General features: G+C 36.0%; 19 protein-coding genes. 4 read left to right on the top strand and 15 right to left on the bottom strand.

Annotated features, from left to right (window positions below; genetic code table 11):
• Positions 1 to 49: 49 nt before the first annotated feature.
• The gene (locus NKG37_RS05530; RefSeq protein ID WP_169189474.1) at positions 50 to 1,489 is read right to left on the bottom strand and encodes a phospholipase D-like domain-containing protein; all 1,440 of its coding nucleotides are present in this window, start codon (positions 1,487 to 1,489) and stop codon (positions 50 to 52) included.
• Between the two features lie 570 nt (positions 1,490 to 2,059).
• On the opposite strand from NKG37_RS05530, the gene ahpC reads away from it, so the two are divergent.
• Together ahpC and ahpF are read left to right on the top strand one after the other, a co-directional pair.
• Positions 2,060 to 2,623 (top strand): alkyl hydroperoxide reductase subunit C, encoded by a 564-nt coding sequence (ahpC, locus tag NKG37_RS05535; protein ID WP_016201574.1) that lies wholly within the window; start codon positions 2,060 to 2,062, stop codon positions 2,621 to 2,623.
• 14 nt (positions 2,624 to 2,637) lie between these two features.
• Complete coding sequence (gene ahpF / locus NKG37_RS05540; RefSeq protein WP_016201573.1) at positions 2,638 to 4,167, top strand: alkyl hydroperoxide reductase subunit F; 1,530 nt, start codon at positions 2,638 to 2,640, stop codon at positions 4,165 to 4,167.
• 243 nt (positions 4,168 to 4,410) lie between these two features.
• Here the strand turns inward: ahpF and NKG37_RS05545 are convergent, their stop codons facing one another.
• A complete protein-coding gene (locus NKG37_RS05545; RefSeq protein ID WP_169189475.1) occupies positions 4,411 to 4,857 on the bottom strand; it encodes a GNAT family N-acetyltransferase in 447 nt (148 codons plus the stop codon).
• Between the two features lie 331 nt (positions 4,858 to 5,188).
• On the opposite strand from NKG37_RS05545, the gene NKG37_RS05550 reads away from it, so the two are divergent.
• Together NKG37_RS05550 and NKG37_RS05555 are read left to right on the top strand one after the other, a co-directional pair.
• On the top strand, positions 5,189 to 6,850 hold the full coding sequence (locus NKG37_RS05550; protein ID WP_169189476.1) for a peptide ABC transporter substrate-binding protein: 1,662 nt from the start codon (positions 5,189 to 5,191) through the stop codon (positions 6,848 to 6,850).
• A gap of 476 nt (positions 6,851 to 7,326) precedes the next feature.
• On the top strand, positions 7,327 to 8,481 hold the full coding sequence (locus NKG37_RS05555) for an endo-1,4-beta-xylanase (protein ID WP_254415943.1): 1,155 nt from the start codon (positions 7,327 to 7,329) through the stop codon (positions 8,479 to 8,481).
• A gap of 137 nt (positions 8,482 to 8,618) precedes the next feature.
• On the opposite strand, the gene tnpA is transcribed toward NKG37_RS05555, so the two are convergent.
• The 13 genes from tnpA to NKG37_RS05620 all read right to left on the bottom strand — a co-directional run bounded on the left by tnpA (position 8,619) and on the right by NKG37_RS05620 (position 23,654).
• The gene (gene tnpA / locus NKG37_RS05560; RefSeq protein WP_254415927.1) at positions 8,619 to 9,104 is read right to left on the bottom strand and encodes an IS200/IS605 family transposase; all 486 of its coding nucleotides are present in this window, start codon (positions 9,102 to 9,104) and stop codon (positions 8,619 to 8,621) included.
• Between the two features lie 214 nt (positions 9,105 to 9,318).
• On the bottom strand, positions 9,319 to 10,638 hold the full coding sequence (locus NKG37_RS05565; RefSeq protein WP_367976432.1) for a BglG family transcription antiterminator: 1,320 nt from the start codon (positions 10,636 to 10,638) through the stop codon (positions 9,319 to 9,321).
• Positions 10,639 to 10,790: 152 nt separating this feature from the next.
• Entirely contained in the window at positions 10,791 to 11,915 is a 1,125-nt protein-coding gene (locus tag NKG37_RS05570; RefSeq protein ID WP_100525935.1) for an IS4 family transposase, read from the bottom strand.
• 113 nt (positions 11,916 to 12,028) lie between these two features.
• Positions 12,029 to 12,652 carry a BglG family transcription antiterminator gene (locus NKG37_RS05575; protein ID WP_254415944.1) on the bottom strand — a complete coding sequence of 208 codons (624 nt, stop codon included), beginning with the start codon at positions 12,650 to 12,652 and terminating at the stop codon, positions 12,029 to 12,031.
• Positions 12,653 to 12,993: 341 nt separating this feature from the next.
• Positions 12,994 to 14,385: a glycoside hydrolase family 1 protein gene (locus NKG37_RS05580; protein WP_169189479.1), complete on the bottom strand. Its 1,392-nt coding sequence runs from the start codon at positions 14,383 to 14,385 to the stop codon at positions 12,994 to 12,996.
• 18 nt (positions 14,386 to 14,403) lie between these two features.
• The gene (locus NKG37_RS05585) at positions 14,404 to 14,718 is read right to left on the bottom strand and encodes a PTS sugar transporter subunit IIA (protein ID WP_040342725.1); all 315 of its coding nucleotides are present in this window, start codon (positions 14,716 to 14,718) and stop codon (positions 14,404 to 14,406) included.
• A 107-nt stretch (positions 14,719 to 14,825) separates the two neighbouring features.
• Positions 14,826 to 16,103, bottom strand: coding sequence for a PTS cellobiose transporter subunit IIC (gene celB / locus NKG37_RS05590; protein ID WP_016201566.1), 1,278 nt, complete (start codon positions 16,101 to 16,103; stop codon positions 14,826 to 14,828).
• A 55-nt stretch (positions 16,104 to 16,158) separates the two neighbouring features.
• Positions 16,159 to 16,473 (bottom strand): PTS sugar transporter subunit IIB, encoded by a 315-nt coding sequence (locus NKG37_RS05595; protein ID WP_016201565.1) that lies wholly within the window; start codon positions 16,471 to 16,473, stop codon positions 16,159 to 16,161.
• A gap of 930 nt (positions 16,474 to 17,403) precedes the next feature.
• Entirely contained in the window at positions 17,404 to 19,008 is a 1,605-nt protein-coding gene (gene xynB / locus NKG37_RS05600; protein WP_254416371.1) for a xylan 1,4-beta-xylosidase, read from the bottom strand.
• 600 nt (positions 19,009 to 19,608) lie between these two features.
• Positions 19,609 to 21,108: a malate:quinone oxidoreductase gene (locus tag NKG37_RS05605; RefSeq protein ID WP_254415945.1), complete on the bottom strand. Its 1,500-nt coding sequence runs from the start codon at positions 21,106 to 21,108 to the stop codon at positions 19,609 to 19,611.
• A gap of 295 nt (positions 21,109 to 21,403) precedes the next feature.
• Positions 21,404 to 22,231 carry a MetQ/NlpA family ABC transporter substrate-binding protein gene (locus NKG37_RS05610; protein WP_254415946.1) on the bottom strand — a complete coding sequence of 276 codons (828 nt, stop codon included), beginning with the start codon at positions 22,229 to 22,231 and terminating at the stop codon, positions 21,404 to 21,406.
• 18 nt (positions 22,232 to 22,249) lie between these two features.
• A complete protein-coding gene (locus NKG37_RS05615; RefSeq protein WP_016201560.1) occupies positions 22,250 to 22,912 on the bottom strand; it encodes a methionine ABC transporter permease in 663 nt (220 codons plus the stop codon).
• Positions 22,905 to 23,654: a methionine ABC transporter ATP-binding protein gene (locus NKG37_RS05620; RefSeq protein ID WP_254415947.1), complete on the bottom strand. Its 750-nt coding sequence runs from the start codon at positions 23,652 to 23,654 to the stop codon at positions 22,905 to 22,907. The genes NKG37_RS05615 and NKG37_RS05620 overlap by 8 nt, the downstream gene beginning before the upstream one ends.
• Positions 23,655 to 23,806: the final 152 nt, after the last annotated feature.

The following is a 23,806-nucleotide window of genomic DNA, read 5'->3' on the forward strand; positions in this document are numbered from 1 at the left end:
TTTCCATAGCTTACAGTTGGGTCTTACTGCCCAATTAAAAGTAGGATAATTAAACAAGAAAATCGACAAGTTTTACAACATAAGACAAGGCCTTAACGACTAACTTCTTCCAAATAGCTGCCTCTGATTCCTTTACTTTATTATCATTTTTATAGCTTCCATCTTCTAAAACTTGAAGACTATGTTGATCGATTGTTTTATTTAATTCCTTTTGTAAATAATGAGCAAAATCTTTACTATCAATTAAAATCATTGTTTCTGTATTTAAAAAAGTACTTCTAGCATCTAAATTGTAAGAACCAATTAAACTAATTCTCCCATCAAAAATATATGTTTTTCCATGAAGAGATTCTGTCTTTGCCTGATATTCAAATAATTCATCAACCGAATCAATAATTTCCTTTCGATTAAACCAATAACCAGAAAAAGCAAGCAAATTTGGAGTGGAAGCAATAGAGTTCGTTAGTACCTTCAAATGATTAACTGTTATCTTCTCTGAATCTACATACTCAAGCATTTTCTTAGTCGGAACGATATATGGACTTTCTAAATAAATAGACTTTGTTGCTTGTTCACTTAAAGAAACAAGTTCTTTCCAAATAAGTGGATCTTTATTGATTCGTTGATGTGGATTGTAGAGAAAATATACCTTCTCTGCTGGGTAGGCATCCTTTTTCCAATCTATGTCTTTATTGATCGGTAACGGATAGATATCTTTCGCATTTTTTAATGATCGAAGAGCCTCTTTCTCTTTGTTCTTTCCTAACGCTTCCTTTCTGTGGGATATTTTCTTCACTGCCTTCTCCGTATATGGATGTTCCCATACAAATTGATAATAATCTGCCATTTGTGTTAATACACTGGCCTTGTTTCTTTTTGTTTCTGTGAAAACGAGCACATCCCGGTCATTTGATGCTCCTTTAGAGCCTGCCGCGCTAAAGTATTTGTCCCCTATATTTCTGCCACCAACTAACGCAACCTCTTCATCAATGATAAAAAGCTTATCATGAAATCGATTATTCCATGTCCACGGCTTCCCTAAATGAAGTGGCTCATAATACTTTAATTCGATATTCGGATGAGCAAATATTGCATAGCTATATAAACGTAGATCCTGATTGAATTTATTAACTATTCCATCTAATAAGATCCGCACTTTCACACCACGATTGGCAGCATCAAATATACAGCCAAAAAATAAATCGGCGTATGGTCCCTTATGAATTGCATAAGTAGAAATATCAACAGATTCTTTTGCATTCTTTATCAACTGTAACCTGGCCAAACCTGAGTCTTCCCTATCTTGAAGTAATACCACTTTGTCTGGTGACACTCCTTTTATATCATTCTGATTGAGATCAATCTTTGGCTTCCAAGAGGAATCTGCCTTGGGCTCATGAAAAGAAGGTACGATAACACAGGAAACTACAATATAAAGGAGATAGACTCCAGCTAGCACTAAGATTATCTTCAGACTTTTACCTATCATATTGTCTCCCACCAATTTTTTATGTATACTTATCTTCTCCTTCATTTAAACAATTATGAAAAGAAGAATCGCTTTCTTATTAATTACTATTTACCGTTTATATAATGTATACATGAATGATATTCGAAAAAATTATATAGAGTTATAAAAGAATTTTTTTCTTAATATTCGGTATATTTCACTTATGCTTTTTACTAGGTAAAATCACTAACCTACTAAAAAGATTTGCTCCATCCATCCGAATCATAGATTTAAACAAATTCATTAAATGTTTAATAGATTAATTAAATTTACCTTAATTGAGAAAAAACCTTAATAAATGAAAATTAACGGTTAGAAAGCGATATTAATTTAAACTCAGTGCTAATGTTATTAACTATTTTACAAATTAGACAGGATACACAGTCCATTAAAATTAAAATAATTATAATTAAGTAACACCTTATCCTTGACAAAATAATTAAGTTTATATAATAATAAATGTTGAATTGTAATTATTATTATTTGCATAAGTTTAGATTATTCGTCTAAACTAGTAATAAATTTATTTTTAATAGGAGGAATTTAAAAATGTCAATTATCGGAAAAGAAGTTGCACCATTTAACGCTCAAGCATTTCATAACGGTGAATTCATCTCAGTAACAGAAGAAAACTTAAAAGGTAAATGGAGTATTTTCTGTTTCTACCCAGCTGATTTCACTTTCGTATGCCCAACTGAATTAGAAGATTTACAAAATGAATATGCAAAATTAAAAGACCTTGGAGTAGAAGTATATTCTGTTTCAACAGACACTCATTTCACTCATAAAGCATGGCATGATCATTCAGATGCAATCGGTAAAATTGAATACATTATGATCGGTGACCCAACACAAAGAATTTCTCGTGACTTCGAAATTTTAAATGAAGAAGCTGGTCTTGCAGATCGTGGAACATTCATTATCGATCCAGATGGTAAAATTCAAGCTGTTGAAATCAACGCAGATGGTATCGGCCGTGATGCAAGCACTCTAGTAAACAAAATCAAAGCTGCACAATATGTTCGCAACAATCCAGGTGAAGTTTGCCCAGCTAAATGGCAAGAAGGCAGCACAACACTTAAACCAAGCCTAGACCTTGTTGGTAAAATTTAAGGGAGTGGCTCTATATGTTATTAGATAACGAAATTAAAGGGCAACTGAATCAATATCTGCAAATGATGGAAGGCGATGTAGTTCTTAAGGTTAGCACGGGATCTGATGAAGTATCCCGTGACATGCTAGCCCTAGTGGATGAACTAGCTACCATGTCATCACATATCAAAGTAGAAACTACTGAATTAGAAAGAACACCAAGCTTTAGCGTAAACCGCGTTGGAGAAGATACTGGAATCACTTTTGCTGGTATCCCTCTTGGACATGAGTTTACTTCTTTAGTATTAGCTTTACTTCAAGTAAGTGGTAGAGCTCCTAAAGTAGATCAAAAGGTAATGGATCAAATTAAAGCAATCAAAGGTGATTACCACTTTGAATCATATATTAGCTTAACTTGCCATAACTGTCCGGATGTTGTACAAGCATTGAATGTTATGAGTCTTTTAAACCCTGGAATCACGCATACAATGATTGATGGGGCCGCTTTTAAAGAAGAAGTCGAAAGCAAGGATATCATGGCAGTTCCTACTGTTTTCCTCAACGGAGAATCATTCGGCAGTGGTCGTATGTCGTTAGAAGAAATTTTAGCGAAAATGGGCAGTACAGCTGATGCTTCAGAATTTGCTAACAAAGATCCTTATGATGTATTAGTAGTTGGGGGCGGTCCTGCTGGTGCAAGTGCAGCAATCTATGCTGCTCGTAAAGGAATTCGTACTGGTATCGTTGCTGAACGTTTCGGTGGCCAGATCATGGATACTTTAGCTATTGAAAACTTCATTAGTGTGAAGCAAACAGAAGGTCCTAAGCTTGCAGCAAGTCTTGAAGAGCATGTGAAAGAATATGACATTGATGTAATGAATCTTCAACGTGCTAAACGCTTAGAAAAGAAAGACTTAATCGAAATCGAGTTAGAAAATGGCGCGATTCTAAAAAGTAAATCTGTTATTCTATCAACTGGTGCTCGCTGGCGTAATGTTGGTGTACCTGGAGAAGCAGAATTCAAAAATAAAGGCGTAGCATATTGCCCACACTGTGATGGCCCATTATTCACTGGAAAAGATGTTGCTGTTATTGGTGGCGGTAACTCAGGAATTGAAGCTGCTATCGACTTAGCAGGGATTGTGAAACACGTAACAGTTCTTGAATTTATGCCAGAATTAAAAGCTGATTCTGTTTTACAAGATCGTCTAAATAGCCTACCTAATGTTACTGTTCTTAAAAATGTTCAAACAAAAGAAATTACTGGTACTGATAAGGTAAACGGTATTACTTATATTGAACGTGAAACAGGTGAAGAAAAACATATCGAACTTGCAGGTGTGTTTGTTCAAATCGGTCTAGTGCCTAGTACCGATTGGTTAGAAGGTACAGTTGAACGTAACAGAATGGGCGAAATTCTTGTTGATAAGCATGGTGCAACAAGTCTTCCAGGTGTATTTGCTGCTGGAGATTGTACAGATAGTGCTTATAAACAAATTATTATCTCCATGGGTTCAGGTGCAACTGCCTCATTAGGCGCATTTGATTATTTAATCCGTAACTAATAGTTGTGTTTGTAAAGGAGCTTCCTTTTTGAGGAGCTCCTTTTTATTGTGTGAATTCTGCTTAGTAGGAGGGGGTTTTTGTTAGAATTCTGCTGATCCCTGTGCTAAAATAGCTCTCTCTGTTACCTTTCTCTTCTCCTTTTCTCACTTTCCGGCTCTGAGAAGTCCTATTTAATTAAAACCCTCTTGATAACTAAAAAAGACTGCACTCTAAAAACAGAACAGCCCTTCGTTCATTCCACTTTATAACTCTAACTCCATCCATTCATCTGTTTCTTTAAAGCCGAACTTCTTGTAGACAGGCCTGCCAAGCTTTGATGCACCAAGCCACATTTTCGTAATGCCTAAGCTTTTTGCTTCATCTACTAATTTCGTTAATAAACCAGTAGCAATTCCTTTTCCACGATAATCATTTTTCGTATACATATTGGTCACGTAAGCTTTTTTTCCACTCTTATTAGTATAGGAAGGGGGAAAATCATAAATAACGATTGCTCCTGTTGCAATGATCTCCGTTTGCTCTTCTACTATCCATTGAATAAGAGATTCTTCTGCTAATTTCTTTTGAAAGAAAGCCTCTAACTCTTTATCAATATCTTTATCTGCTTTAATCCCCTCCTCTACTAACTGGATTTTCCTCCATTCCATTAGTAAGTTGGCATCATCAACAGTCGCTTTACGATAATTCATCTAATTCCTCTCTTTCCTATATCCTTGACGATAAAAATATTTATTCGTTCATTTCAAAATAAATTTACACCTTTTAAATAGATATGAATAATTTTTAAAACCATTATACCATCCCCTTTATTATCTTTTGAATAATAAAAAAATTCCCTATTATTTAAAAATATGAATAAATAACCTGAAATAGATCCAAATATACTAATCTCTTCAATAATTATCCAACAATAACTTTACAAGTCCATTAATTAATAGGTATAATAATTTTTATAGTTTTGAATGTTCACTACATATACAATATTCAGAATTAAACAATACAAATTAGGGGGAATACTTCATGAAGCGAAAAAATTGGTTATTGCTTCTCACTTTTGCATTTGTGCTAAGTGTCTTAGCAGCATGCTCTGGAGATAATACCAACGTTTCAACAGATGCAGACAATAAAGAAAGCAAATCAGGTGAAAAGGTCCTTAACTTTTTAAATCCAGAAGCGATTCCGTCAATGGATCCATCTTTAGCGACAGATGAATCTTCCTTTATCTATTTAGGCGCTACTATGGAAGGGCTTTACCGTTTAGATAAAGATACACAACCATCACCTGGAATTGCGACAGATCATAGAGTAAGTGATGATGGTTTAACTTGGACTTTTACATTAAGAGAAGATGCTAAGTGGTCAAACGGCGACCCAGTTACAGCAAATGACTTCGTATATTCTTGGCAACGTGCTGTTAACCCTGATACTGGATCAGAATATGGTCCGTATATGATGAATGGTGTAATCAAAAATGCTACTGCTATCAGCACTGGAGAACTGGCTGTTGACCAATTAGGCGTTAAAGCAGACGGTGATTATACACTTGTTGTAGAATTAGAAAATCCAACACCTTATTTTGAAACATTAACTACTTTCGGTACATTCTTACCATTAAACCAAAAATTTGTAGAAGAAAAAGGGGATAAATTTGCAACAAGCTCTGAAGACTTGTTAGCAAATGGACCTTATGCCATGTCTAATTGGGATAGTACAAGTAATTCATGGGTACTTGCAAAGAACGATAATTATTGGGATGCAAGTACAGTAAACATGGATAAACTAACATTTGAAGTAGTAAAAGATCCACAAACTGCGCTTAACCTATATGAAAAAGGATCTGTTGATCGAATGGATCTTACATCTGATCTAGTTGACCAATACTCAACAGATGAGAATTATGTAGTTTCAGCTGATACATTTGTGTACTTCCTTAAATTTAACCAAACAACTTCAGAAGCTTTAGCAAATCAAAACATTCGCCTAGCAATAAGCCGTGCATTTGATAAAGATGCTTTAGTTAATGAAATTTTAAACAATGGTTCTATCGTTGCGAATGGAATTGTTCCAACTGATTTTACTCCAATGCCAGAAACTGGTGAGGACTTCCGTAAAGTAAGCGGAGATCTTGTAACATATGATTTAGAAGCAGCAAAAGAATACTGGGCAAAAGGATTAGAAGAGTTAGGCACAGATAAAGTTGAGCTTGAGTTTTTAGCAGATGATGATGCAACAACGAAAACGTTAATTCAATATGTTGCTAATCAGCTTTCCACAAACTTAGAAGGCTTAACAGTTAACATTAAACAAGTTCCAAAAGAACAACGCCTGGATTTAGATTCCAATATGCAATATGAGCTTCAACTTTCTAGATGGGGCCCTGACTTCCTAGATCCATATACATTCATGAACCTATGGATTACAGATGGCGGAAACAATAAGACTGGCTATTCTAATAAAGAATACGATCAGCTAGTTGGCGATACTGCAACAAAATTTGCAACAGATAATGTTGCTCGTTACGACAACTTCCTGAAAGCAGAAAAACTATTATTTGAAGATGCACCAATTGCACCTGTTTACCAAGCTTCTAGAGCACAATTAGTTTCACCAAAAGTTCAAAATGTGTTCGTGAACCCATTCGGGGCAACATATGAATATAAGTGGGCTGACGTAGGAGAATAATAGAGAACTATTTCATCAATAAGCGGGAATATACCGAAGTAGGTATATCCCCGCTTATTTGCGTTTTCAACAGTTCCTAAGAAACTATCGCATTAGATATCTTTTCCTAGAACAAAAGATTCATTTTTCCGTATTCTACAAAAAACTTAGTTCGTTACATATACAAACTATTTAAACCTTGCTATACTTTTGTCTAGATAAGGACTTAGATATTCCTTATCCTTCAAAATTAAAATATTCCATCATCATGCACTTATTGGTAAGGAGGGGATTGCGTTCTGTTAACTGATCTGTTCCACCTTGTATGTCATCATGGATTTCTTCAAAAGAATATCTTCAACCATTCACCTAAAACCAAATGTATACGATTACATTTTTTCGTAACGGAGCTGTTATGTTAAGTAAGGAACACCCACTATTTCATTCTTGTTCATAAAGCCGGCTTTTCATTAATCATCACAAAAGGAGACCTAAATATGCTAAAACATTTACGTTCATCTATTATTACTGGATTAGCTTTCACTTTATTATTGCCTGCAGGAATGTCTAGTGCCGCGGCTAAAGAATCTGTACATGCATTAGAAGCAGATAAGCTTCGCACAAGATATCAAGATTCCTTCTCTATTGGTGCTGCTGTAGAACCCTATCAACTAGAAGGAAAAGATGCAGCTGTATTAAAACGGCATTTTAACAGCATTGTTGCAGAAAATGTGATGAAACCTATTAATATTCAGCCTGTAGAGGGAAAATTCAATTTCAAGGAAGCTGATAAAATTGTCCAATTTGCTAAAAAGAATGGCATGGAACTTCGTTTTCATACCCTCATCTGGCATAGTCAAGTACCAGAATGGTTTTTCCTTGATAAAGATGGAAAGCCCATGGTAAATGAGACTAATCCCAAAAAACAAGAGAAAAATAAGAAGCTTTTATTAAAGCGATTAGAAACCCATATTAAAACGATTGTTAAACGATATAAGAATGATATTCAATCATGGGATGTTGTCAATGAGGTTATTGATGATGGAAATCCAGCTAACGAAAAAGGACTAAGAGAATCTCCATGGTTTAAAATTACTGGAACAGATTATATAAAAGTAGCCTTCAAGACAGCCAAAAAGTATGCCAATAAGGATGCGAAACTATATATCAATGATTACAACACAGAGGTCAATCCAAAGAGAGACCGTTTATATAATCTTGTACAAGATTTGTTAAAACAGGGAGTACCAATTGATGGCGTTGGTCACCAGTCCCATATTCAAATTGGCTGGCCCTCTATCTCTGATATTGAAGCTTCCATTAATTTATTTGCTGGGCTTGGTTTAGATAATCAAATTACTGAGCTAGATGTCAGCCTTTATGGCTGGCCGCCAACACCAGCTTATTCAACGTATGAAGAAATACCACTTGATCGCTTTGAAGCACAAGCAGAAAGATATAATCAATTATTTAACTTGTTTGAAAGCTTAGATGATAAAATTAGTAGCGTTACATTCTGGGGCATCGCTGATAACCATACATGGTTAAATGATCGGGCCGAGCAGTACAATAATGGCGTGGGTGTCGATGCACCATTTGTATTTGATAAAAACTACAAGGTAAAACCTGCCTACTGGGCAATTATAGATTAAAGAATAAGGACCACCCGTGAGAACGGGTGGTTTTCTCTGCGGCTGAAAGCCTTTGTTACTGACCAAACCCTAAAGGGCTACTGAAAGGTTCGCCAATTGTACTACTTCTACTGGCCAGACCTCAAAGGCCTTCTCTCCTAATTTTTTCGTTTCTTTTTCTTCACTTCTTCCCCTGTAAATGGATCAATATATTCCATAATCGTTAATTGTTCTGCGACTAGATCATCTTGTATTTGATTACGGATATATTCTTCAATTACCTTCTTGTTTCTTCCTACCGTATCTACATAATATCCTGTACACCAAAATTTTCGATTTCCATACTTATATTTCAGTTGTGCATGTCTATCAAATATCATCAAGCTACTTTTTCCTTTTAGATATCCTACGAATGCTGATACACTTAATTTTGGCGGAATACTCACTAACATATGTACGTAGTCCTTACACGCAGTTGCTTCTATTATCTCTACGCCTTTCCTCTCACACAAGGTACGTAAGATTTGCCCAATATCTTTCTTTATTTTCCCGTAAATTATTTGTCTTCTATATTTTGGTGCAAATACTATGTGATACTTACAATTCCAAGTTGTGTGTGCTAAACTATTATTGTCTTTTGACATAAGGACTTCCTCCTGGCTATTTATTTTCGGTTGGCGAACCAAAAAATATTTTAGCACCACGAGGAAGTTTTTTTAATACCACGCTGTAAGCTTTTTGGAACCCTAGGCATAGCCCAGGGTTTTCTTTTCTATAAAAAAACACCACAAAGGAGTTGGAGTTTCGATTCCTTTGTGGTGCCTTCCTGTTTGCTGGTGTTTGATTTAATAATAAGCTTTATGATTCTTTCATTATCCGCATAAACTCTTCGTAGGAGCTTGCTTTTAATATTTTATGAACACTTGTATGGTCCTCAATAAATTTTCCGAGAACATCATACATTTCTTGCAAATCTTCTTGACTATTCTTTTTTACACATAACAAGAAGACAATTTGAACAGGATTGTTATTCCAATCAATTGGCTTTTCTAACGTACAAACACATAAAAAGGTCTTCTCTGTTTGTGGGGTAATTGGATGTGGGATAGCAACCAAATTCCCATAAGAAGTTGGCGCTACTTTTTCTCGTTCATATACTGCATCTAAAAATGGGCTACCCACTAAACCATTCTCCATGAGTTGTGTATGCAAATAAGTTAAAACTTCTTCTTGAGTATGAAATGTTTTCTTTAAAAAGACAAGATCCTGGAGAAAAAAAGATTCAATCGGCTGATGATTGCTTTGCGTTACAATAAATTTTTCAATCGCCTTTAAATCACTTTCCTTTAGGATTGCATTTACTTCAATTACTGGAACATCAAATCTCTCCTCAATTGGAATAGAGCTAACGATAAAATCAACCTCAGTTAAATTATATTGATCGAGCATATAAAATTCTGTAGTTCCAACTACCTCTAAATTACTGCCAAAATAAGATTTTAGGCGATAATAAATTAACTGAGCCGTTCCAAGACCAGAAGCACATACTACCAAACAACGCTTTGGGCCAGATTGTAATTTGGTTCTTTCCATCGCTGCACCAATATGGAGAGCCAAATAGCCAATCTCATTCTCATCCATTTCAATTCCTGTGAATTCCTTAATTGCGAGCCCCGCTATAATTCCCGCTTCATAGGCGAGTGGATAATTATTCTTAATTTCTTGCAGCATTGGATTCCTAATATTCATGCCATATTTAATTCGATTGACAGCAGGCTTTAGATGCATGCTCATCCCAAAGATAAGCTCTTCATCCTTCTCAATCCCTAAATCTAATTTTTCTTCTATTTTTGACAGGACAAAGTTCACTAACTGAAGAATATCTTCTTCAATTACATGATCGATATGACCTTTTTTCTGTGTCACCAGCTTTGTTCCAAGTAAATGCATGGCAATATAAGCAACCTCTGCTTGTGGAAACTTAATTTGATATAGTTCCTCTACTTCTTTGACAATTTCATTTGCAACATGAAATTCCCGTTGTTGTTCTATTTCATCCATATCTGCATGAAATAATGCCACATAATGACCACTGACAATTCGTTTTTGGGCGATAACAATATGAATTAATAAATTATTTATAGCTATATCAGATAAGGTAATTTGATATTTTTTTATTTGTCTTCACTAACGTCGCATAAATTCTAACTGAATATTCTGTTTTCTGATATTCCCGTTTGAGAAGAAAAACGAAGACACGCGAACAGAGGTAGTAATCATCCATTTTTTTACTATAACCTTTGGCGAGGGCGACAGAAACGGTTAAACCTTTACGGGACAGCTCTTCCTGCTATTTTTCGAATCCAAATACGTGCTGGTTTCCAGGGTGCTGCTTTTAGCCACCGACTGATTTGTAAGTACGTCCGTGAACTATTTGTACTCAGCTGAGCCAGTACATGTAAACAGTAGACGATCATCGCGATGTACACTTGATTATGCACAGCTTGTTCGCTTTGTCCGTAGAACTTTTTGATGTTTAAATGTTGCTTCATCCACTTGAAAAACAGCTCGATTGCCCAGCGTGATTTATACAATTCAGCGATTTCATCTGCACTCAAGTCGAAGCGATTCGTTATGAGGTGTAACTCATTTCCTTTTGAATCCAACACTTTCAATTGTCTGAATTCATTACCTGCTCGACTTTGTGCTGTGCCCAAGGAAATCATTTCATCTGATAAAACGGTTGAATCTTTTGGAAGATCAAATTCCTCGATTTGATGAGTTACAGCGTTTTTCCGCAAGCGTGAAACGAAGAAGTAACCATCGTCGGTCATGCGGTCGAATCGCTCGTAATCCAAGTAGCCACGGTCAAAGACGTACATGCACTCTTTGTCGTCAACGAGTACTTCTAGCTGACCTCGATCATGTTCGATCGCATTCGTTAACACCGCTTTGTCTGGATAGGAACAACCCTTTTCTAAGTAAACAAGACGTAAATGAAGCTTAATGCCTGACTTTGTTTTGCGGAACTTAGCCCATTTATGATTGTTCAAATTCAGTGGCAACGTACTCGAGTCGATGATTTTCAGTGGTGTTGTCATTTTACGTCGCTTATCAAAATCCGTTTTCTCATGAATTTGCGCGACTAAATCTAGAAACACCTGCTGGAACACCTCTGTCGGTACTTGATTTAATCGACGTCCTAATTGTGAAAAGCTAATCGATTCCAAATTCGTTGCTTTTTGTAGGTCGTCTGAAAACAATGTATCACTGACAGCACGCAGACTTTCGGTTTCATTCAGCTGCGCAAACAGCAGTAATTTCAGGAATGAAGCGATGTGTAGCTTCTTTGTATAGTAATTTAATTGATGGGTTTCAACCAATTCTTCAAGTTTTGTGGAGGAAATCGGTGAAAACCATTGTTCAAATGATGTTTTTCGTGTAAACTTATCCATGCTTATGTCCTTTATGTTGGATTTGGATGGTTTACTACCGTCCAACCATTATAAAGGATTTTTTTGTGTATCATTAATATTACAGAAAATTCAGATTTCCGGAAGGCGTTGTATTATTTTAATGCGACGCTAGTGATTTGTCTTAAAATAATTTCTTGGATTTGCTCCATATTTTCGTCGTCCAAAATCGATGGTAGTGGACTGTCGATAGTGTTTGTTGTTTGTTTTTTTCGATCAAGTACATATTCCGATAAACAGAATCGCACCTTGATTTCATCCCCAACTGCCTTAAGTCCATAATTTGGTCTTGCCTCTAGGGTAATATCATACTTTTGCAGAATTTCTTTCACATTTTTAATGTCTTGTTGAATCGTAGACTTACTCACATACAACTCATCTGCAAGATCATCCAATTTAAGATAATGATCATTTAGTAAAAAACGAATAATAATATAAGTCACTCTATCCTCTGGGGTTTTGGGAATGCCTGAATGAGATAGTGCGTTTTCTACAAATATAGAATGTAGATATTGTTGAAAGACGGATTTATCCCAAATCTCCAATGTATAGCCCTTTGATATAACAGATAGTATTTTCGCACCATGCTTGTTTAATATAGTATCTAGGTTTTTAATATCTTCTCTCGTTGTACGAGCTGTCACTTGATTAACGGTAGCTAAGTACTCACCTGTCAGAGGTGTATCCGCTGCCAATAATTCACGTAAAACTTGTTTCATTCGGGAGCTTAACAAAATAAGGTCTCCTTCCTTTAATATATTTACAAATATTTCTATATGAATATAATTTCTTCCTATTATTATAACAAGGTGTATTACTATTAAATGCAGCCTACATACCCTTCACTTTCTATAGGCTTCACATACTACCTTTCTCCACTAATCCCGTAAGAGTCTACATATATAATAAGGCTGCTACATGCTATTTGAAAATTTTTCATCACTAGAAATAATAATCTTATAGAAAACAACTTTACTCAAAAAGGTTCTGATCTTAATCCTTGATCAGAACCTATCTTTTATATCTTAAAAAATTATATCAGAAATATTAACTATTGATTCTAAAATCCATTATTAGTTGCTACATTTTTAAACCAATAGGCACTTTTCTTTGGCGTTCTTTGTTGTGTCTTTATGTCTACAGAAATAAAACCATAGCGATTTTTATATGCATTAGACCAAGACCAGTTGTCCATGAACGTCCATAAATGATAGCCCTTTACATTGCAGCCTTCTTCAATCGACTTATGCAGCCATTGTAAATGACCTTCAATAAATTCAATTCGATAATCGTCTTGAATTTGACCGTCTTGTAAGAAACGTTCCTCATCTTGAACTCCCATGCCATTTTCGGAAATAAATGATTCCACATTCCCGTAGTTTTCCTTTAAATTTACCATGATATCGTAAATACCTTTTTCGTAGATTTCCCATCCGCGATAAGGATTCATCTTTCTACCTGGCATTTCATATGAATCAAAGAACCACTCTGGCATAAATGGACTATAAGGGTTCGGCAAATGTTCTTTTGCCTTTACTCGGCGTGGCTGATAATAGTTAACCCCAAGAATATCGACTGTATTTTCTTTCATTAATTCTAAATCACCTTGTTCTACATTTGGTAGTTGTCCATGTTCACGTAGTATTTCTACTAATTCCTCTGGATATTCACCAAGAACAGCAGGATCTAGGAAGCTTCTGTTAAAGAATAAATCACAAATATTTGCAGCTTTTAAATCAAATGGATTCTGGCTTCTTGGATAAGATGGCGTTAAATTCAAGACAATACCTATTTTTGTATCTCCGTCTTTATTCCATCCTCGAAAAGCTTGAACTGCTTTAGCATGAGCTAAAACCGTATGGTAGGCTACTTGTGCAGCCTTCTTAAAATCTACGATATTCGGATAATGGAAATCGTATAAGTATCCACCTTCTACTGGAACAATCGGTTCATTGAATGTAAACCATTTTTTCACACGATCACCAAATAGTTGGAAGGCTTGTAAAGCATACGCTTGATATGCATCTACTACTTCTCGATTTTCCCATCCACCAATGTTCTGCATTTCTAGCGGCATATCGAAATGATACAGGGTAACGAATGGCTCGATTCCATTAGCTAATAATTCATCAATGACATTATTGTAAAAAGTTACAGCTTCTGGATTAACTTCTCCCCGTCCGTTTGGAATTAATCTAGACCAAGAAATAGATAAGCGGAAAGAATTATGACCAATTTCCTTCATCAATTGAATATCTTCTTTGTATTGATAATAGAAATTAGAAGTTGTTTCCGGCCCTACATTATTAAAAAAGCGATTTGGTTCTGCCTCATACCAATGGTCCCAAATGTTTTTTCCTTTTCCTGCTTCATTTGCTGCGCCTTCAATTTGTGTTGCAGATGTGGCACTTCCCCACCAAAAACCTTCAGGAAATTTGTATTGAACAGTCATTTTAAGAAACCTCCAAAATTATTTATTACGATAAATCTCAATTATTTCAATAGCTAAATCACGAACAGTAATAGCTGTCATTAAATGATCTTGAGAATGAACTAAAATAACATTCACACCAGCACCATTTCCGCTCGCTTCCTCTTGGAGTAGTCTCGTTTGAAAACCATGTGCTTTACCAAGCTCTGTACTTGACTCTTCTATTAATCGATCCGCTTCTTCAAAGTTCCCTTCTTTTGCTTCTTGTATTGCTTCCATTGCACATGAACGTCCATTGCCAGCAAAGAGAATAATTTGAAAAGCTATTTCTGTCATTTTGTTATCTGTTTCCATCCCTGTCACTCCATTTCTAAAACCAAAGGGGATTTTACACTTAAGCTTAACTAAGGTAAAAACCCCTTTCTCTTAATTTAAAATCCTACTTCTATCTTTCTTACTTCTTATCCTTTTTTTTCTGTTTCATAATAATTTTTATCTAGAACTTTAAGGAATGGCCACCAAATCACCATTACAACAAGTAAGTTAAAGATTTGCAGTGCTGCCCCTCTCCAATCATTACCAGTTGCTAAAAATCCACTGATACCAATTGGTGTTGTCCATGGAACAATAATTCCTGCTGGTTTCGGAACAATACCTGCTGACATTGTTAGATACGTAATAATAGTTACTACTACTGGTGCTAATAACCAAGGAATTAGAACTAATGGGTTCATAATAATTGGTAATCCAAAGATAATTGGTTCATTTACGTTAAAGATTCCTGCTGGCCCACCTAATTTTCCAAGTTCTTTCGTTTGTCTGCTCTTACCGATTAAGAAGATAAGGATGACAACACCCAACGTCATTCCAGTACCACCCATACCAACTAGGAACGTATCCATAAATTGTTTTGTGATAACATTTGGAAGCTCTGTTCCTGCTTGGAAAGCACTAAAGTTTTGATCATTTAATGCATACCAAATTGGATCAAGTACAGAGTTCATAATAATTTGACCATGTAAACCGAAGAACCAGAATAATTGAATTAATAATACCACTACGATTGTTGCTGGCAAGCTACTACCTAGAGCAGTTAATGGTTCTTGAATGATTGTATAAATAAAGTTTTGTACTGTTTCAAATGGTGTAAAGCTAAAAAGAATACGAATGATTAAAAAGATCGTTAATGTTAATGTAATCGGAATCAATGCACTAAAGGATCTAGATACAGAATCTGGTACACCTGGTGGCATTTTAATCGTCCAATTTTTCTTCACAAAGAATCGATATAGCTCTGCTGAAATAAATGCCGTGAATATTCCTAAGAACATTCCTTGTGCACCTAGAATTGCTGTTGGAATAACCCCTGTTACTTCCCCTAATTCTTGTGGATTTAAGATAAGGAAAGATGCTACCCCAACTACCGCTCCATAAATTGCTTCGAGACCATAATGCTGTGTCAGTTTATACCCTATCCCCATTATGACAAATAGCCCCATTATACTTAGCGTTGCTGCAGATGCTGGTCCTAATGCATTTTGATAAGCAGCATATGCATCTTCGCTTATCAACTTATCTAGGAAAGGAAAGTTTGCAATTACAACAAAAATTGATCCAAAAATGATTAGCGGCAAGGCAACCATAAATCCATCGCGTAATGCTGCTAAATAACGATTATTGTTCAATTTCTCAGCAATTGGCAACAGGATATTTTCCAAAACCTCCATAAATTTATTCATAAAGTTTATCCTCTCTTTCTTCTATTAGTAAATGCTTTCATTTTAAAACGAATGATTACTTGTAATTCTCGATTAATTCTAACGCTTTATTTAAAACAGCTAATCCATCAATACGCCCGTAAGCAACTGGATCAATAACATCTAATGGGATTCCAACTGTTTCTGCCTGACTTGCTAGTTTCTTTTTCAAGAAGCGCATTTGCGGACCAATTAATAGCACATCTGCACGTTCCATATCTGTTTGTGCTTTATCTTGAGCAACAGCCCAAATTTCTGCTTCAATGCCATTTTCTTTTGCAGCATCTTTCATTTTTGAAACTAATAGACTAGTTGACATTCCTGAAGAACAAGCTAATAAAATTCTTTTCATTTTAACGACCTCCGAGTAATTTATTTTAAAGTAAATTATTTATTATGATTACTACGTTTTTATCTTACAACGAAAACCCTTTCAACTTAACATATTGTTTTTCCGTCTAAAGGAGGAAATGAAATGTTAACACTTTCATTTTTCATCAGAAAAAGACTGGGACATAACTAAACAGATAATAGGTAAAGGCGAACATTCTCTAATTTAGCACTTAATTGGTTACTTTCCTATATTGATTATTTATGTTTTTAATATAGTTAAATATAAAAACTATGTTGTTCCATTGCTCTACAGACACTCGCTTTCCGCAGGAGTCGAGTATCTTCCGCTCCATTTCCCTTCGTTTTTAAAGGTATTTTCTAAAACCTAATTCTTTTACCAAGATAAACATGAATAGATTGGAAAATAGAGCAGCCTAAATACACGTAGACTCCAGTGGGATTAGCGAGGAGACCACTGAAAAAGTCTTTTTTTCGTGTGAAATTAAGAGCAAGCATATTTGAAAGTGAAAATAAGGTTGGTTTGGAGAGGCGTCCGCTCGACTCCTATGGGAGCTGCGAGAAAGTCCGAGACCCCGCAGGAACGTAGTGACGAGGAGGCTTGGCGCTCGCCCCATGGAAAGCGAGCGGACGCCTCGGAAAACAAATCGATCATCTTATGTTTAAAAAGTGGCTATCGTCCATCATCATTAACTGGCCAGTTTTTCAGTGCCCTCATTAGCGAGACAACTGAGACCCTGCAGGCCATGGGCCGGAGCGGCTCAGCGCGAGCCCCACGGAAAGCGAAGTGTATTCAGGCTGCGGATGATTACCACAAACCTTCTTTTTACATGAATAAAAAACCCAAACAATGATACGAAATATTTTTTATATTCGTATCATTGTCTGGGTTTATCTTCGGCTGGAATACTTATGTCCCAGCTTCAAAACATTACTCTTTTTCATGATAACGGAAATATTTAAAGTCTGCTGGTATATTTTGACCACTTGTATCTTGGCATTGCATTCCTACAAACGCTCCGGTAAAGAAGCCCCCACCACGGATATAATCATCCGATAATTTTTTGGATTCAAACATAATATCTATTTTATGCCACTTTTCTTTATCAAAAGAGTAAGAGTAGTAATAGAGCTCATTCTCAACGGTTACTCGTAAATATACATATTCCGCTTCACTCGGAACAATGATTTTTTCCTTCAGTGGTTGAGAGAACGAAAAGTTATCACTCACTGTTAAATCAAGGACACAACCAAGATCTTCGTCATATGTTACTTGCAATGCTGTCCAATTTTCAGTGTTGTAGTAATTAACTAATCCCGCAGCTTGTTGGATGTTTTCTGGCGTAAAAGCTACAGCTGTTTCTGCTTCAAATTGAAGGCTTTGCCAACGTCTCGCTACATAAGATTGTGTAAAGGTTGATGTTAATGATTCTTGGCCAAATAAGCGTAAATGGTTTGGCCTTTCGGTTAACGAGCCTAATTGTTCTGTAAATGGAATACGTAATGTTTGAAAATTAATATTTAGCTCCTCATGATCAAATTCATCAACAACTGGGTAAGTCGGAGGAAATTTTGTTTCAGGAATCTTTGGAGCTTCTACCTCTAAACTCCCTTCTTTTCCACCAACAACATATGGCCAGCCATCTCTCCACTCCAGCTTTTGAATCGCTGTTTCCCTTCCTAACGGACAATACCCTCTTTGTTGAATAATCGAGTCATCATTTGGATGAATCGGCCGGCCAGTTAAATGGGCCAAATACCATTCATCTGTATGTGTTTGAACGATAGAGGCATGTCCACACTTTTGCAATGGGTTTCTAGGGTCATGCCAAGAAGTTAAAATGGGGTTATGGGGATGTACCTCATATGGTCCTTCTATATTTTTAGAACGAGCAATTGTTGCAGCATGCTCATATTTAGTTCCACCTTCTGCTGTTAATAAATAATAATACTCACCAATATGATAAAGATGCGGTGCCTCTGTTAATTTAATATCCGTACCTTTAAAAATAATTTGTGGTTTATTAATTAATTTTTTCTCCTCAGTAGAGTATTCCTGCATGACAATCCCGCCAAATGGATGACGATCAATGCGCTGATCCCACAGCATATTCAATAAATACTTCTTTCCATCTGTGTCATGGAACAAGGAAGCATCGAAACCTGAGCTATTTAACTTAACTGGTTCTCCCCAATCGCCATCTACTGTTTCAGATGTAACCAAATAGTTGTGGCAATCTTTCCAAGCTCCATCTACCACTTTTACATCTGTATAAATCAGCCAAAATTTGCCGTCGCTATAACTTAAGCAAGGTGCCCAAACACCACCTGAGTTAGGATTTCCTTTCATATCTAGTTGAGACACTCTTTGTAATGGGTGTGCAACTAATTCCCAATTAACTAAATCCTTAGAATGATGAATTTGTACTCCTGGGAACCATTCAAAGGTGGATACTGCGATATAATAGTCTTCACCGACTCTACAAATACTTGGGTCTGGATTAAATCCTTTAAGTACTGGGTTGATAATTTTCATCTTAAAATCCTCCTTATAATCGCCAAATTTCTCATTCATACTAATCTTTTTTAAATTTTCACTTGCCATTATCTTTCCTCCTTCAAAAGCCCCCGAAAGTTACTACTTATCTCTAAAATGATTTATTTTATCTAGCTGGAGGTTTTTACTATTTTGTTGAACATATGATGCTTGAAATAACGATACTATTTGCTATTAATCAAGAGTGGAATCGTTTCCACAAAAGACTACAAAGAGATTGCTTTTCTAAATAATTAGAAAATGCTTCATAAAATCTTTTCCTCCCTGCTGATAATATGACAGATACAACTAGTATTTCAAGTTAGTTTGTTTGTTGTATAAACTAAGTTAACCAATTTTGAAAGCGTTTGTCAATCATTTCGCAAAAATTATATAAAAACTTCATCTAGGCTAATTATTTTATTTTTCTATACATTTGTAAGAGGTTTTTTCAAAAAAAGAACCTTCATCCGAAGACGAAAGTTCTTTTTTATTATGTTCATTCATATTTTGCTAAAATAGTGAGATGAAACTTAAAGTTCCGCTCAAAAAATATTTTTTCTCCAATTAGCCAACTTGCTTATTTGAGAAATTAAATTATTAATGATGAATTGGTTTTTTTTCACATAGTTTGAGTGCTTGAGCTGTTAACGAGTGAACTTCATCCAATAGTTCTGGGTTATCCTTAAGCGATACACCATAAGATGGAATCATCTTTTTTAATTTTGGTTCCCACTCTGGCATTTTTTCTGTAAAACACTTCTGAATAACTTTTAGCATAACATGGACAGCTGTGGAAGCCCCTGGTGAAGCGCCGAGCAATGCTGCTATGGAACCATCGGCAGAACTGACAACCTCTGTTCCAAATTGAAGGGTTCCTTTACCTCCTGCTTCTGTGTCTTTAATGACTTGGACACGTTGCCCAGCTACCACAAGATCCCAATCCTCTGCTTTCGCATTTGGAATGAATTCCCGCAATTCTTCTATTCGCTTTTCTTTTGAAAGCATGAGTTGCTGGATTAAATAACTCGTTAAAGACATATTTTTAGCACCAGCTGCTAACATTGTTAACAAATTATCTGGCTTTACAGATGAAATTAAGTCAAACATGGAGCCTGTCTTTAAGAATTTAGGAGAAAAACCAGCAAATGGCCCAAATAGCAATGACTTTTTATTATCAATAAAGCGTGTATCAAGATGAGGAACCGACATTGGCGGTGCGCCTACCTTTGCTTTTCCATAAACTTTTGCATGATGCTGAGCAACAATTTCTGGATTCTTACACACTAAAAATATACCACTTACTGGAAATCCACCCATATGCTTTCCTTCTGGGATGCCTGATTTCTGCAATAAATGCAAGCTGCCTCCGCCGCCGCCAATAAAGACAAATTTAGCAGTATGTGTTTCTATCGAACCGGTATTATTTTGGACCTTCACTTTCCACAAGCCATCATCTGTCTGTTTTAAATCATTTACACTGTGCTTGTAGTTAATGCCCACATCTTTTTTCGCTAATTCAGCAAACAATAATCTTGTCAAAGCACCAAAATTAACATCGGTTCCGGCATCAATTTTCGTTGCAGCTATCGGCTCTTTTGATTCACGATCCTGCATAATAAGCGGAATCCATTCTTTTAGTTTTTCAGGATCCCTTGAAAATTCCATTCCTTCAAATAATGGGTTGCTTACCATCGCCTCAAAACGCTTCTGTAAGAAGTTTACATTCTTTTCTCCTAGCACTAAACTCATATGCGGTAGTGGCATAATGAAATCTTGTGGATTATGTAGTACTTGATTTTTTACAAGATGAGACCAAAATTGCAATGAAACTTGAAACTGTTCGTTAATTTCTATCGCCTTACTTATGTCTATAGAGCCATCAGGTTTTTCTACTGTGTAGTTCAGTTCGCAAAGTGCGGCATGACCTGTTCCCGCATTATTCCATTCATTGGAGCTTTCCTCTCCTGCGCTAGTTAATTTTTCAAACACTGTAATTTTCATATTCGGGTCTAATTCTTTTAAAAGCATCCCCAAAGTTGCACTCATAATCCCGGCACCAATTAAAATAACGTCTGTTTTCGTTTCTCTTCTGCTCATTTTAACCTTCCTTATACTTTAGATTTTCAGAAAGAATGTAAGCGTTCCCTTTTTAATACATGGAAGTAAGTAAGAAATTGTTAGCCAACCATCTTTTCTGGAGCAAATATTACCTGGTTACAGTCCAACTTATTTTCAAAAAATTTTAAATAGTTACCTTTAATTATACGCTAGTTAATCCTTTTTTTAAAGCCAGAATTTACCCAAAAAGAAAGCCTTACCCTGTAAAAAACTAGGATAAGGCATTGATATGCTTATTATTTAAAAAATATTACTTTCTTAATTTCCCTCGTATTTAAAATGCCGGAATTGCTGTTTCATCATATTTTTCTTCTAAAAATTTACGAACCTCTGGACTAGTCATTGCCTCTGCTAACTTTTGAATAGGTTCCCAATCCGCATTATCTTTACGAGCAACTAACGTAATCGCAAAGTCATTTTCTACACCTTCTGTTAACAATGCATCACTTTTCGGTGTTAATCCAAGTGGAGATGCATAAGCTGGTGTCATCACGACTAAATCAGCATCATCATACATTCTTGCAAGCATTAATAAATCAACTTCTTCAAACTTATAGTTTTTCGGGTTTTCAATGATATCCGCTTTTGTGTAATAAGGGCCTTCTTTCTCTTTTAACTTGATTACATCATGTTGAGCTAATAATGCCAAAGATCGATCTATATTGGAAACATCATTCGCAATCGCGATTACAGCACCTTCTGGTACATCATCCATAGAGTCATATTGTTTTGAATAAACTCCATAATTGGCAAAATAAATAGCTTTCACAGGCACTAGCTCTGCATCATTGCTGCGGTTGAACTCCTCCATGTATGGAACATGTTGGAAGAAGTTTGCATCCACCTCCCCTGCTGCAAGAGCAGTATTTGGTTGCACATTATCACTTAGCACAACCACATCAAGGTTAATACCTTCTTCTGCTAATGTTGGTTTTACAAGATCAAGGATTTCCGTCATTGGCGGAATTAAGGATGCAACCTTTAACGTAACTTCCTCTTGCTCTGTATTCTCCACTTTCTTTTTGTCTGTTTCGGTATTTTCTTTACCGCACGCAGCCAACATAAATATACCAATCATCATTAAAAATAATATCTTTTTCATTTCCTTATCTCCTATCCTTTACCTTTTATCAATCACTTTCGCTATAGCTGTTCCAGTAAATTGTATAGCCTGTACTAATATTACCATAATAATAATCATATAAATCATCAAGTCTGTTTTAAATTGTTGATATCCATAGCGGATAGCAAAATCTCCAATACCGCCGCCGCCGACAACTCCCATAATGGTTGAATAAGAAATAAAGCTAATAATCGATGTTGTCAGTCCTAATACGAGTCCAGAGCGAGCTTCGACATAAAGAAATTTAAAAATTACCTCCCTAACAGAGGCCCCCATCGAAATAGCTGCTTCTATGACACCCTTCGGTACCTCCAATAACGATTGCTCCACTAAGCGAGAATAATGGGCAATAGCGATAATTGATAATGGAACAGTGGCAGCAGCTGTTCCAATAGCCGTTCCAATGATAATTCTTGTAAACGGAATAAGAAAGACAACTAATAATAAAAACGGAAACGAACGAATAATATTTACTAATAAATTCAACGTAGAAAAAACGATTGGGTTCTCCAGCATTTTTCCCTTTCTACTTAAGAAAAGCAACGTCCCAACTGGAAGTCCTATTATAATCGCTGCTAAAATAGACATGCCAACCATTATAAATGTCTGTCCGATTGATTGCCAAATTTCCATTCTATATTGAACTAATATCTCAGGCATGGTCAACTTCACCATCCTTCTTTAGCTGTTCTACCAATCTTTTTGAGGTATTATTTATTTGTTGAATTCCTTTTGGTTCAATAGCAACAGTTTCATAAATTTCTCCATCCTCGATAACTGTCACGCGATTACATATACTTTTAATTACTTCCATCTCATGACTGACGATGACAATAGTTACACCTAGTCGCTTATTTACATCCCCTAATACATGTAAGATTTCCGCTGTCGTTTTCGGATCAAGGGAAGAGGTTGGTTCATCACATAATAATACTTGTGGATTATTTGCAATTGCCCTTGCAATCGCCACACGCTGCTTTTGACCACCACTTAATTGGGCAGGATATTTCTCCATATAACTTTCCAGTCCAACAAATTGGAGACACTCTATTACACGATTTCTTCGGTCTTTTCTTGGATAATTAGCTAATTCTAAAGACACTAAGACATTATCGTAAACTGTCTTATTCGCGACAAGATTGAAATGCTGAAATATCATCCCAATCGATTGGCGAGCTTGGCGAAGTTCCTTATAGCTAAGACTGGTCAACTTTCGCCCATCTACTTCTACTTCTCCCGAATCCGGGACCTCTAATAAATTCATTAGACGAAGCAACGTCGATTTACCAGCACCACTCGCCCCAATAATTCCAAAGACTTCCCCTTTATGTATCGCTAAAGAAATAGACTTAATGACCTCATCATACGCAAAACGCTTACTGACATTACACAATTGAATCATAACAAAAACCCCCTTTACCATTTGAAGGGTACTCACAACTTTTTCATTATAGCGAAATATTGAGGCGATGTCATTTTGAATGCCCAATGTGGGAAGCAGAGTGACGGTTCTTTTGAGGTCATTTAGATGGTCTACAGTAGAATCGTCACTCT

This window comes from Niallia sp. RD1, assembly GCF_024219955.1.
Lineage (GTDB): Bacteria > Bacillota > Bacilli > Bacillales > Cytobacillaceae > Niallia > Niallia alba.